Annotated in this window: 12 protein-coding genes; 8 read left to right on the forward strand and 4 right to left on the reverse strand. The window is 49.8% G+C overall.

What is annotated here, in order from left to right:
* Positions 1–90 precede the first annotated feature (90 nt).
* The 3 genes from hemL to guaA are packed head-to-tail and all read right to left on the reverse strand — an operon-like array spanning position 91 to position 4,662.
* Positions 91–1,416 (reverse strand): glutamate-1-semialdehyde 2,1-aminomutase, encoded by a 1,326-nt coding sequence (gene hemL / locus IPN95_22260; GenBank protein MBK9452091.1) that lies wholly within the window; start codon positions 1,414–1,416, stop codon positions 91–93.
* The gene (locus IPN95_22265) at positions 1,328–3,130 is read right to left on the reverse strand and encodes an ABC transporter substrate-binding protein (protein MBK9452092.1); all 1,803 of its coding nucleotides are present in this window, start codon (positions 3,128–3,130) and stop codon (positions 1,328–1,330) included. The genes hemL and IPN95_22265 overlap by 89 nt, the downstream gene beginning before the upstream one ends.
* Before the next feature lie 5 nt (positions 3,131–3,135).
* Complete coding sequence (guaA, locus tag IPN95_22270; protein ID MBK9452093.1) at positions 3,136–4,662, reverse strand: glutamine-hydrolyzing GMP synthase; 1,527 nt, start codon at positions 4,660–4,662, stop codon at positions 3,136–3,138.
* 286 nt (positions 4,663–4,948) lie between these two features.
* Here guaA and rpmB point away from each other — a divergent pair, with 286 nt between their 5' ends.
* The 5 genes from rpmB to IPN95_22295 all read left to right on the forward strand — a co-directional run bounded on the left by rpmB (position 4,949) and on the right by IPN95_22295 (position 9,365).
* On the forward strand, positions 4,949–5,185 hold the full coding sequence (rpmB, locus tag IPN95_22275; GenBank protein ID MBK9452094.1) for a 50S ribosomal protein L28: 237 nt from the start codon (positions 4,949–4,951) through the stop codon (positions 5,183–5,185).
* Positions 5,186–5,340: 155 nt separating this feature from the next.
* A complete protein-coding gene (locus IPN95_22280) occupies positions 5,341–6,072 on the forward strand; it encodes an aminopeptidase P N-terminal domain-containing protein (GenBank protein ID MBK9452095.1) in 732 nt (243 codons plus the stop codon).
* Positions 6,073–6,087: 15 nt separating this feature from the next.
* A complete protein-coding gene (locus IPN95_22285; protein ID MBK9452096.1) occupies positions 6,088–6,603 on the forward strand; it encodes an aminopeptidase P family protein in 516 nt (171 codons plus the stop codon).
* Positions 6,604–6,827: 224 nt separating this feature from the next.
* Positions 6,828–8,087, forward strand: coding sequence for a choice-of-anchor J domain-containing protein (locus IPN95_22290; GenBank protein ID MBK9452097.1), 1,260 nt, complete (start codon positions 6,828–6,830; stop codon positions 8,085–8,087).
* Positions 8,088–8,135: 48 nt separating this feature from the next.
* On the forward strand, positions 8,136–9,365 hold the full coding sequence (locus tag IPN95_22295) for a replication-associated recombination protein A (GenBank protein ID MBK9452098.1): 1,230 nt from the start codon (positions 8,136–8,138) through the stop codon (positions 9,363–9,365).
* Between the two features lie 165 nt (positions 9,366–9,530).
* Here the strand turns inward: IPN95_22295 and IPN95_22300 are convergent, their stop codons facing one another.
* Positions 9,531–9,938: a hypothetical protein gene (locus IPN95_22300; protein ID MBK9452099.1), complete on the reverse strand. Its 408-nt coding sequence runs from the start codon at positions 9,936–9,938 to the stop codon at positions 9,531–9,533.
* A 339-nt stretch (positions 9,939–10,277) separates the two neighbouring features.
* Here IPN95_22300 and mqnB point away from each other — a divergent pair, with 339 nt between their 5' ends.
* Genes mqnB through rfaD form a run of 3 tightly spaced genes read left to right on the forward strand, consistent with a single transcriptional unit; the run spans position 10,278 to position 12,765 of the window.
* Complete coding sequence (mqnB, locus tag IPN95_22305) at positions 10,278–10,967, forward strand: futalosine hydrolase (protein MBK9452100.1); 690 nt, start codon at positions 10,278–10,280, stop codon at positions 10,965–10,967.
* Positions 10,964–11,773, forward strand: a complete 810-nt coding sequence (locus tag IPN95_22310) for a 1,4-dihydroxy-6-naphthoate synthase (protein MBK9452101.1) — start codon at positions 10,964–10,966, stop codon at positions 11,771–11,773. Before mqnB ends, IPN95_22310 begins: the two co-directional genes overlap by 4 nt.
* Before the next feature lie 23 nt (positions 11,774–11,796).
* Positions 11,797–12,765: an ADP-glyceromanno-heptose 6-epimerase gene (rfaD, locus tag IPN95_22315; GenBank protein MBK9452102.1), complete on the forward strand. Its 969-nt coding sequence runs from the start codon at positions 11,797–11,799 to the stop codon at positions 12,763–12,765.
* Positions 12,766–12,829: the final 64 nt, after the last annotated feature.

The following is a 12,829-nucleotide window of genomic DNA, read 5'->3' on the forward strand; positions in this document are numbered from 1 at the left end:
AGCAATGCAAATAAAACGCATCCAAAACGGTCGTTCGGGATGCATTAAATTGTACACAGTGAAGTGTTGGGAATCAGTTCAATGAAATTCTCAGGGCCGAGGGCTTCCCTGATGCTCGACGAGCCAGTCTTCAGCAGCCGCCACAATGAGGTTCACTTCCGACTCTGTGATGCAGTTGCTGATGAACAAAGCCTCAAACTGGCTAGGAGCAAGGTAGATTCCTCGGTGGAGCATTCCCTTGAAAAACTTGGCAAAAAGGGCTGTATCAGCGGTTTTTGCTTCGTCATAGGAACGCACCGGCCCAGAATGGAAGAAGAAAGTGATCATCGAGCCGATGCGGTTGATGGTCATCGGTATTCCAGCCTTCTCAAAGAGTGCTTTCATTTTCTGATCCAGCAGCGCTGTCACACTGTCCAACCGTTTGTACAGTTCGGCATCAGCCTTGAGCAATTCGAGCATGGCCTTTCCAGCCGCCATCGCAACCGGGTTTCCGCTTAATGTTCCCGCTTGATAGATCGGACCTTGTGGTGAAATGTAATCCATGATTTCAGCACGCCCTCCGTAAGCGCCGACAGGCAAGCCGCCACCAATGATTTTGCCCAACGTAGTGATGTCAGGCTTGACGCCGAGCAATTCCTGAGCGCCCCCCAATGAAAGCCGGAACCCGGTCATCACCTCGTCAAAAATCAACAAGATACCGTTCTGATCACATATTGAGCGCAGACCTTCCAAGAAGCCGGGCTCGGGCAAAACCGTTCCCATATTGCCTACGACAGGCTCCACAATGATCGCCGCAATTTGTGCGGGATTTGCTGCTACGAGTTGCCGCACATCCTCAAGATTGTTGTATCCCGCAGTCAGCGTGTCCGCTGCAACGCCTTTGGTAACTCCCTGACTGTCAGGGACACCATGTGTCATCAACCCGCTGCCTGCAGCGATCAGAAAGCTGTCTCCGTGGCCATGGTAACATCCGGAAAATTTGATGATTTTCTCGCGTTTGGTATAGCCGCGTGCCAGGCGAATGGCGCTCATCGTGGCTTCGGTACCACTGTTGACCATTCGCACCTTTTCAATCGAAGGGATCAAGGAGCATACGAGTTTCGCCATTTCTACCTCCATGCGCGTGGGCGCACCAAAAGAAGAAGAATGACGAAGCGCCTCTTCGGCAGCAGCCAAAATTACGGGGTGCGCATGACCCAAAATCAAGGGCCCCCAAGAATTTATCAGGTCAAGGTAGCGATTGCCATCCTCGTCCCACATCCATTGACCTTGAGCACGTTGAATGAAGATCGGATCGCCGCCAACGCTTCTGAATGCGCGCGCAGGACTATTGACCCCCCCGGGGATTACCTTCACTGCCTCCTTGAAAAGCGCTTGGCTCTTTTTGATTTCGGTTGACCTTATCAAGTCTGCCATTGTTGTACTGAAGTATGTTGATTTTTTGATTATCCTGCTCATTTCCAAAATAGAAATCCTGATGGATTCCATGGTAGGGGGCAGCCTTGTGAATCAAATCCGTAAGCGAATTTTTCCCGTCAATGCCTTTGCTCACCGTCAAAAGCCAAGCCATCAAGTCAAATCCTTGAATTGTGGAACTCGAAGGACGGTAGGCATTTTCCTTCAGACAGCGCGCATAGAGGTTGTCAAATCCTGTACTGTCGTTGCCTTCGAAGTAAAAGGAGGAATACTTGAGTTTGTAAGCGGACTTCAATTCTTGGTCAATCACCGTGAAAACCTCCCAATCAGGTCCGCCGGCGACCTCGGTTTTGATGCTCTCATAGTTGAGTTTTGCGATCAGAAGTCCTGCACTTTCCTCATTGGAAAAGGGCGCATAAACGGCATCGTAGCCCATTCCTTTCATCGCCCTGACTTCCGAACTCAGCTTCGGCTGCAATTCAGAATATTTCGAAGGAACGATTTTTTCCACGACCGTCACGCCGGGATCATTGGCCAAGGCTTGTTTGAAGCCGGATGCGAAGCGCTCGGCGTAGTAGCTGCGGTCATTGAAAACGAGGAACTTTTTCTTGCCCTCGACGTCGACCATGTAACGCGCGATTTGACCACCATGGCTTTTCAGGGAGGGGTGGACCAAAAATGTATATTTTTTGTTGGCAATCAACTCATTGAGTGGATTGCGGGGGATCAGGTGAACCACTTTGTTTTTTTCAGCCCAATCGCTGATTGCGGTCGCCAAACCCGTGCGGATATCTCCAATAATGACGTCAGGCTGGAATCTCTGCAAACTATCGAGCAATGATCCGATGAGCAGCGTATCCCCGCGGGTGTCGTAAATACTTACGTTAATCTGCTTTTTCTGTGGGTCACCCAAAGAATCCAAGGCCAACATCATGCCTTCCAGCATTTCAAGGGCCTTTTCCGATTTGGAAGGTACCGACCGTGCTGTATCCGCAAGTTGAAGGTTGAAGGAAAGAAACACGGCAATATTCAACCTGTCGGCAAAAACAACCTTTCCGCTTGCGTATTTGGATTTCAAACCGCGGAGATTTTTGGTCATGTCTCCGCCTTTTGCTTCGTATTCCTTTAGTTTTTCAAGGATTTTGAAGCCATCGCCTTTGCGGTCCATTTGGATGCACATGGCTTCCATCAATGTGGATTGGTACTTTTTGTCCGCAAATTTGATGTACAATTCGAGGAAAGACACTGGATAAACCTCCGTCAGGAAGTGGTTGAGGGATTGTTCGGCATCTGAACGCAGACGCTTGTCGTCGGCATTTTCAATCAGCTTGATCATTTCATCAACGCCACGTTCGCGGTCGTTGACGTGTTCGCTTTCCAACAACACGATTCCCCGATGGTAGTGCGCATTGTCTGCATATGCTGAATTGGGGAATTTGGAGAGAAAGCGTGTCAAGGCATTGTCTGCTTTGAGTTTCTCGCCTGCCTTGTAGTAGGAAATGCCAGCCATGTACCAACAAAAGCTGCTCATATCATTGCTAGGCCGTTGCGTTGCCAAATCAAAGGTCATCGCAGCGTCCAAGTAACTCTTGGTACTGTAGTATTTTTTGGCCAACGAAACCAGTTCTTGCGTCCGTTCGTCGGTGCCGGATTGCCCAAATGCCTGACCACACCAAAGCATTGGCAACAGGATCAGCAGCAATATGTTTCTCATCAAGGTCATTCCCATTCAATCGTTGCAGGTGGTTTCGAACTGATATCATAGACTACGCGGTTCACGCCCTTCACGTTGTTAATGATCAGGTTGCTCACCTTAGCCAGGAATTCATACGGAAGTCGGCCCCAATCGGCTGTCATCCCATCCACACTTGTGACAGTGCGCAACGCAACGACGTTTTCATAAGTGCGCTCGTCGCCCATCACGCCCACCGAACTTACAGGCAACAGCACGGCAAATGCCTGCCACGTGGTATCGTAGAGTCCATCTTTGCGCAATTCGCTGATGAAAATATGATCCACTTCCTGCAAAACCCTGATTTTTTCGTCGGTGATGTCACTGATAATGCGGATCGCCAATCCCGGACCCGGAAACGGGTGCCGGCCAATGAATTCCTTTGCCAAGCCCAAGTCGATACCAACCTTGCGTACCTCATCCTTGAACAAAAAGCGCAGGGGTTCGACAACCTGCAAATGCAAGGATTCAGGTAGGCCACCTACGTTATGGTGGGATTTGATGGTCGCAGACGGTCCCTTCACGGAAACGCTTTCGATCACATCTGGATAAATGGTGCCTTGTGCCAAGAATTCTACGCCGGGGATTTTTTTCGCTTCCTCCTGAAACACCTCTACAAAAATCCTGCCGATGATTTTGCGTTTCGTTTCGGGATCACTCACACCTGCAAGGGCATCCAAAAATCTGCGCCGTGCATCCACCGCGATCACATTCAGTCCCAATTGCTTGTACTGTGTCTGTACGTCTTCGAATTCGTTTTTTCGCAGCAGCCCATTGTCCACAAAAATGCAGTAAAGGTCACTGCCGATGGCCCGGTCAATCAATGTTGCGGCCACGGTACTGTCTACGCCACCGCTCAGACCGCAGACGACCTTGTGCCCAGCAAGTAGTGCCTTTAATTCGGCAACGGTATTGGTCACAAAATGTGACGGCGTCCAGTCGCCTTTCAGCCCACATATATTATATAGGTAATTCCGAAGGATGGTCGCGCCTTCTGTCGAATGGGTGACCTCCGGGTGGAATTGAATGGCGTAGGCTTTTTGGGCTACATTTTGAAATGCCGCATTCTGGACGGAGTCCGTACTTGCGATCAATTCGTAGCCATCGGGCAACTTGGTAATGGTGTCGCCATGGCTCATCCAAACCTGCGAACCCTCGCTTACGCCTTCGAGCAGGGGAGAAGCTGCGCACGCGCTCAGGTGCGCACGGCCGTACTCACGTGTGCCTGCGCTCTCGACCTTTCCATTGTAATCATGGGAGATCAACTGCGCACCGTAGCAAACACCCAATACCGGAACTTTTCCCAAAATCGAGGGCAAATCGATCGAGGGCGCATCCTCCGCATAGACCGATGAAGGACTACCCGACAAAATGATCCCCTTCAAATCAGCACTCAAGGTGATGGAATTGTGGAATGGCTGTATTTCGCAGTAAACGTTTTGTTCACGTACACGCCTGGCAATCAGTTGTGTATATTGTGAACCGAAGTCAATGATCAGAACCTTCTCAATCATGGCGCAAAAGTAGTGATTATTGGCAAATTTTAGAGGAGAAATGAGAAACAATCGCGTCGGCAAATGACAAAGGAAGTTCACCGAAACGAAGTCAGGATTGAAGGGAAGGAGGGAATCGGAGGCAGTTGGTCGTCCTTTGGAAACAAAATTCGGCGATTGCAGAGGCCAATTGTATTTGCCAAGGCAGTTTCTTCCTCGATTTTCTTAGTTTTTTCCATTTTCGATTTTCAATTCTGAATTTTATTCTGATATTTGCACTCCCATTGAGGAAAATAGAATTTGAATTATGGCCAGAGTTTGTGATCTCACAGGAAAAAGGACGATTTACGGCAACCACGTGTCGCATGCCAACAACAAGGTGCGCAGGACATTTGCCCCAAATCTCCAAGTAAAGCGGTTCTATGTGCCTGAGGAAGACCGTTGGGTTACCCTCAAGCTTTCAGCCCAAGCTTTAAAAACTGTCGACAAAAAGGGCATCTATGCGGTGCTCCAAGACATGAAAAAAGACGGAAAGGTGTTTTGAAAACACCACGCTTCCTGATATTGGTAGCGTTTCTTTTTTCGATATCCTATCAAGGCCGATCCCAAATTGATCTTTCAGATCCTTTGGGTTCGGCCTTTAGACTTTCAGCCCAACAGGTACTTCGATCCAAACTGCCGCCAAAATCATGTGCAGTGGTGTTCTCAGGCGGTTTCGAAGCGTTTGACGTTTCCAGACAATTTCCGAGACCTTTTTATTGCGATCCTGATTTTCAGTACCTGACTGGTCTCCGGATTCCAGACGCCGTCGCCGTCGTCTTCTCGGAGCCACGGAGTTTGGCTGAGGGTACCGTTTCCACACTTTTGTTTCTTCCCGACAAATCCGATTATGGCTTGGTTTCCATGGGATTTGAATACCGTGGAAAATTTGGATTGACTGCAGAAGGCGTTGCAACGAGACCCACAGCGCAATGGAAGAAATTTTGCAGTGAAGTTTTGGCAACCGATGGCACCGAACGCGTGTTTTCGAAGCCGATCAGGGATTCCGATTTCAAGAAGCCGGGCGAGCGTGATTACAATTATCTCGGAGAGAAACTCTTCGCGTCATTGGCGCCGGGTTTTGCCTTCAACCCACAATCCCAACGATTTTACAAAGAGATTTTAGCCACCGACTCCGCGAAGATGGCCGGATTGTCTGCGCGGATTGGAGCGATGATGGAATATGAGATGATGGAGGATAAGGATCCATTGCTCATGCGTTTCATGAACGTGCAAACTGCTGACGACCTCAGAAATTTGCAAGCCTTGATCCGCAGGGTGAAAATCGACCTTACCTCTGCTTCTTCATGGATGATGGAACAGCGAAGGCTGAAGGCATCCAAGGAAGTGGCGGCAATCAAAAGCCGTTGTTGGTTGATCGTGAAGGGATGAAAGCTGCGGCAACCCGTGCCAAAGCAGGAGGAGCGGCGTATCCAAGCATTGGCCGAATTTCTGCTTCAACGAGGTGGGGGGCGCCTTTCCATTCCGGCTGTCGTGGCATCCGGAAAATTTACTGCGCGTCCCAATTACACGGCCAATCTCGCCAAGCTGCCTCAAACAGGCCTCGTCGTTATTGATTTGGGCCTCGCAGTCGATGGCTACAACGCCCGCGCGACCCGCACTTTACCGATTGGCGGCGAATTTCTCCCTGAATTGCGCCCACTTTATGAAGGTCTCCTGACGATTCACCGTAAAACGATCAGTGCCTGCATCTCAGGCGCCGCAGGAAGTAAACTGCAATCGGAAGCAGCAGCTGCATTCGACGCATTGGACAAGCGATTGATATTTAGCGTCAATGCTTTAGGTGCTAAGAAGGTGTTGAAAGTCACCCATCTCGCATCCATCGGATTGGAGCTCGAGGAAGGAGATTCGCCAACCAACTTCACTGCTGATAATGTCTTGGTCGTGGAAACTGCCATCTAGAAATGGCGCGGCACTGGAATTGTATTCCGCGACATGGTTCACATCACTGAAGGAGGAAATGAGGTTTTGACACAAGGATTGCCTTTGGAAGCATCTGCTGTGGAAGGCTTGGTCAAATCAACTTTCAGTCTCCCGGAAGATTAAAACGGTAGAATTTTCGTTTTGATCGAGTCTGGCTGAAAATTGAACCTCAGCCGACAAAATTTAATTAATTTGCACCCCGTATGAGAGATTTGACACAGAAACTGCTTGGTTTGTTGTTTTTGCCAGCATTGATCGGCTATAGTTTTTCCTTTGGACAGGTTACGAGCCGCGCTCCTCTTGGGGTATCTTCATTAAAAACCGATGGCATCACGTCTGAAGTTCCTTGTGCGGGTTCTGTGCTGTTGTACGAGGATTTTGAGAACGGAATCCCTTCGGGATGGGTGGTCATTGACGGGGATACGCTGACCCCGCGGTCGGTGATGCAGCTTCAAAAAGGTTGGCAAAGCCGTGTAGATTACCGGGATACATCCAATTTGGTGGTGGTAAGTCCATCTTGGTATGAGCAACAAGGTGCAAGCGACGATTGGTTGATTTCGCCTGCGGTGACGCTGGGCAACAATCCTTGCCTGAGCTGGATGGCCTATTCACAAGACATTTATTTCGAAGAATCCTATGAGGTAAGGGTTGCACTCACGCCCGATACGGCTGCTTTCTTGGCAAATCCGATCGTGGATTCGGAGCTTGAAACAAGTGGCACGCCTCACCAATCGGCTGCCTCCTTGAGCAATTGGGCTGGGCAGACGGTCTACATCGCTTTCCGGCAAACCTCTGATGACAAATTCGTTTTGGCACTGGATGATGTGAAAATCACAAATGTCAATGCCATTGATATCGGTGTCTATGCCGTCACATACGGCGCACCTGATCCGGGTGATACCGTTACCTTGCGTTTCCAGGTTGCCAACTACGGATCGGATACGGTCACCAATTTCCAAGCACTTTACAGTTTGGAAGGTGCACCTGCAAAATTCATGACGATTGGGTCGGTGAGCATTCCGCCCAATGGGACCGTCTCTTTTGACCATGACTCGGTTTTCGTAAGCGATTCTTTGGATCTGTTTTATGACTTCTGCGCTTGGACCACCTTGCCCAATTCCGTAGTGGATCAAGAGTTTCAAAACGATACGCTTTGCGATGCCATTGCAGTGGGTTCTCCGGTTGGGAATCAGGAGCCTATTGCCCATGCGCTCGACGTATTGGTCTATCCGAATCCATTTCAAGGTCAATTTTCAATCTTGAGCAGCAGTATTTCTGTACCCTTGAAGGCTGAGATCACCGTGATGGATCTTCAAGGACGCGTGATGATGCAGGAGAATGCCGTTTTGGTTCCGAATCTGCCGTATCGGATTGCTGCGGAAGGCTTTGCCGAAGGCATGTATCTTGTGCGGATCAGTGCAAATGGCAGATCTTCAAGCATTCACAAGCTGATCAAACAGTGACATGGATCTTTTGGTGACCCCAATTTCAAGCCGCCGCTAGCCGAGCGGATGCGGCCTCAGGGGTTGTCAGACTATTTTGGGCAGCGACACATCCTCCACGAAACCAGTCCGTTGATGAGCGCCATCCGCAACAAGCGGGTGCCATCGATGATTTTCTGGGGCCCTCCGGGCGTGGGGAAAACCACCTTGGCGCGCATCATTGCCGGCAGCATGGGCAAGCCCTTCAAGCAGCTCAGCGCCATTGCGGCGGGCGTCAAGGAGGTGAGGGAAGTCCTGGAATATGCCAAAAGCAGACCCGGAACGGTCCTTTTTATAGATGAAATTCACCGCTTCAACAAATCCCAACAAGATTCGTTGCTCGGCGCGGTTGAGCGCGGACTGATCACGTTGATCGGTGCAACGACAGAAAACCCAAGCTTCGAAGTCAATTCTGCGCTGCTGTCACGATGCCAAATCTACCGGCTCGAACCGCTGACAATGGAAGATACGCGGAGCCTGCTCACCCATGCCATCACCGCCGATGTGGTTTTGCAAACGCGGCAGGTGGAGTTACGGGAGTTGGATGCGCTGTTTAAATTGTCGGGAGGCGACGCACGAAAGTCCTTGAATCTGCTTGAGATGTTTGTCGATGTGACCGAGGATCCCGTGGTATTGGAGGACGAAGCGATGATGGCCGTTGCGCAGGAGCGGGTGGCACAGTATGACAAGGATGGCGAGCAGCACTACGATATCATCTCTGCTTTCATCAAATCCATTCGAGGAAGTGATGCGAATGCGGCGATTTATTGGCTCGCGCGAATGTTGGCAGGGGGGGAGGACATCAAATTTATTGCCCGCAGGCTGGTGATTTCGGCGGCCGAAGACATTGGAAATGCCAATCCTAACGCATTGCTGTTGGCGAATTCGGCATTTGATGCTGTGGCCAAGATCGGAATGCCGGAGGCAAGGATCATTCTCTCGCAAGCCACGATTTACTTGGCAACCTCGCCCAAAAGCAATGCTTCCTACATGGCCATCAACGCGGCAATGGAATTTGTGAAGTCACATCCCGACTATCCCGTGCCGTTGCACCTGCGCAATGCGGTCACGAGTTACATGAAAAGCGAAGGATACGGAGCAGGGTATAAATACAGCCACGATTTCAATGCCCAACAAGCAGCCCAGGAATTTTTACCCGATGGCATGAGCGGATACGTGTTTTATGCGCCAAAGGAAATCGGCAAGGAAAAGGAAATCAAACAATTCCTGAAAGCGACCTGGGGAGAGAAATATAAGTGAAAAGTGATTAGTGAAAAGTGAAAAGTGAAAAGATCCGAAACCTGGATTTGCCTACTTACACGCTTTTAGTTGCGCTGTCCACCTGCGGCAGTTCTCCATTAGCTTTGCTGAACCCTTCAGGTTTCTCCAATTCTCAATTCTCAATTCTCAATTCTCAATTCAAAATCAGTATCCCCCAGGATTTTCCCTGTCTTTGAGCTCTTTTTCGATGGCATTGGGGTTGTAGGCGATTTCGCGGAGGAATTTGAATTCGTCGGGAATCGGGCCTGTGGTGTAGGGAATGCGTAGAAGCACTCTGCGAATTCCCCATTGATGGCAAAACTCGCCTTCCCATTCGAGCCAAGGATGGTCCAAATTGTTTTCTCCGATCAAAACGATCACGAGCGAAGCTTCCTTCAACGCCCAAATCATCCGATCTTCATCCACGCTGCCATCCTCAAAATAAAAATAGTCGTCGTCCTGCGGAATCACATAGACTTTGCCGCCTAGCTTTCCTTGGGTCGCCCATTTTTGAATCTTGCTTAGATAGCGCTTATCCTCATGCGTGCATGAAATGATAATATGCTGCTCCATAACCCCTCGAATTTTTATTGAAAACAGAAATTTTGGAATGCCTGACGCACCTTCGGTTTCTATTAGGATGCAAATTAACCGCAAATTCATTGATAATGGAAGATTTTGCAGCCGAATAGACTGACAAAAATCATGGTATTGTTACACAACCGCCAACGGGGGAATTATCACAGTTTCGTTGCAGAGTGTGATCGTGATGTGGGAACTTTGCTGCACATTCCACGATTTTTCTCCAAGAATGGCCAGATTTTAGGTGCAAATCCAAAAATTCCCAAGATTCTTACATCGCAATTCTTTGACAGCTTTCGCCTAATTTTGCAGGGTTCAACATCGGTCTCATTGAAGATACTGCTCATCGCCGCCACTCCTTTTGAATCGGATTCCGTCAGGGAGCACTTTTCCATGCATTTGGAGGAGCGCGGGGCCGTTGGAATTGACAGCAACAGCGGCAATCGCATCACTTTGTTGCATACCGGCATCGGAATGGTCAATACCGCTTGGCACTTCGGTCGGGAGTTGCAGCGCGAACGCCCGGACATCGCCATACAATTCGGGATTGCAGGTGCATTTGAGGGCGGACCTGCGCTTGTCGAGGTCGTCGAGCTGCAACAGGATTGTTTCGCTGAACTGGGTGCTGAGAGTCCCTCCGGATTTTTGCCGCTGGAAACGCTTGGTTTCGCCAATTTCAGGCTTGGAAATCAGCCTTTTTACAATGTCTTGCGACAGCCGGCCTTGCCCTTGGAAGGTCTCAGGCATTGCAAGGCCATCTCCGTAAATCGCATTTCCGGAACCGAAGAAGGCATTCGAAGAATGGAACAAATTTGGAATCCTGAGGTTGAGACCATGGAAGGCGCGGCATTTTTTCAAGGCTGTTTGATTGAAAATGTTCCATTCAGGGCTTTGAGAGCCATCAGCAACCGCGTCGAGCCGCGAAACCGGGAGGCTTGGAAATTGAAAGAAGCAGTGGAAGCCGTGCAAAAGGAACTGTTGTTTCGCTTGCAACGGTTGGAAACGGGAGAAGCACTATGAAACTCACACTTGGATTTAGCACTTGCCCCAACGATACGTTTATGTTTGACGCGCTCGTGAATGGGCGAATCAACACGAATGGGCTTGATTTTGAGGTGACGATGGCCGATATCTTGCACCTCAATCATGCAGCGATTGCCGGTAAACTGGACATCGTAAAGGTCAGCTACAACACCTACGGCCTGATCCGGGACGACTATGCCTTGCTCAATGCCGGAAGCGCAATGGGCTTGGGTTGTGGCCCCCTGCTGATTGCCCGTGAGGCCGTTTCGATTGCCGAATTGGTGGCTGGAAATGCCCGAATTGCCATTCCAGGGAAAAATACGACCGCCAATTTGCTGTTGAGCTATTTTGAAAGCGGGCTTCAGAACCGGCAGGAAATGCTGTTTCATGAGGTGATGCCTGCCGTGAAATCAGGGGCGGCAGATGCTGGTTTGATCATCCATGAAAACAGATTCACCTACCAAGACGAGGGACTTGTCTGTTTGCAGGATTTGGGGGCCTATTGGGAAGCAAAAACAGGATTGCCGATACCACTCGGTGCAATTTGCGTGCGGAGAAGCCTGGGAGAGGAGCTCATCGCACGCATCGACGCGCTCTTGCATGACAGCATCGCCTATGCATTTGAGCATCCGGAGACGAGCATGCCGTTTGTGCGCGCCCATGCGCAGGAGCTGAGTGAAAGCGTCATGCAGCAACATATTCAATTGTATGTCAATGACTTTTCATTGGATATGGGGCTGGAAGGCAAGGCGGCAGTGAATGCGCTTCTGGCCGTCGGCGAAGGAATGGGTTTGTACAAATAGAACGGTTTTTCAAAGGAGGCAGCATGTATATCGTCACAGGTGCAGCAGGATTTATCGGGAGTTGTGTCGCCGCCGAGCTCGGTCACATGGGTTGGAAACCACTGGTTCTGGTCGATGATTTCAGCCGGGAGGATAAGCAGCCCAACTGGAAAAATCTGCCTGCAGAAGCGGTGGTTGACCGCGAGGAATTCTGGACTTGGGTGGTAGGAAAGGAGCAGGGGATTCAGGCGGTCATTCACCTGGGCGCACGAACGGATACCACCGAAATGAACCATGAGGTGTTTGACCATTTGAATTTCGGGTATTCGCAGAAAATTTGGCGCCTTTGTGCTGAATTTGGAATTCCATTGGTGTACGCCTCAAGCGCCGCGACTTACGGTGAGGGCGAATTTGGTTTTGACGACAACGAGGCGCTGATTCCGCAGCTGAAGCCGCTCAATCCTTATGGCGAAAGCAAGAATGAGTTTGACAAATGGGCATTGGCCCAACCCAGGCAGCCACGTTTTTGGGCTGGATTGAAATTTTTCAATGTCTATGGCCCCAATGAATTCCACAAAGGCCGTATGGCAAGCGTGATTTTCCATGCCTATCATCAGATTCAGGCGTCCGGTAGCTTGCGGCTTTTCCGTTCACATCGGCCGGATTTTGGTGACGGTGAACAAATGCGGGACTTTGTTTACGTCAAAGACGTAGTCAAAGTGATCAAGTTCCTGCTGCAAAAGCGGCCGCAGTCGGGCATCTACAACCTTGGAACCGGAAAAGCACGAAGCTTTTTGGATTTGGGAAGAGCAGTTTTTGCAGCAATGGGGACCGAACCCAAGATCGACTTTGTCGACACGCCGGCAGACATTCGCGACAAGTACCAATATTTTACCGAGGCAAAGATGGAAAAATTGGTCAATGCGGGTTACCAAGAGGGGTTTTCTACGTTGGAGGCAGGTGTGGAAGATTATGTGAAGAACTTTTTGGTGAAAAAAAGTTACTTAGAATAGTATTTCGCGGCCTTCATGCGTTATTGATGGTGAAGCGCAGAAGGAATCGACCTGAAAAGTTTGA

Source organism: Bacteroidota bacterium (assembly GCA_016718825.1).
Classification (GTDB): Bacteria; Bacteroidota; Bacteroidia; order J057; family JADKCL01; genus JADKCL01.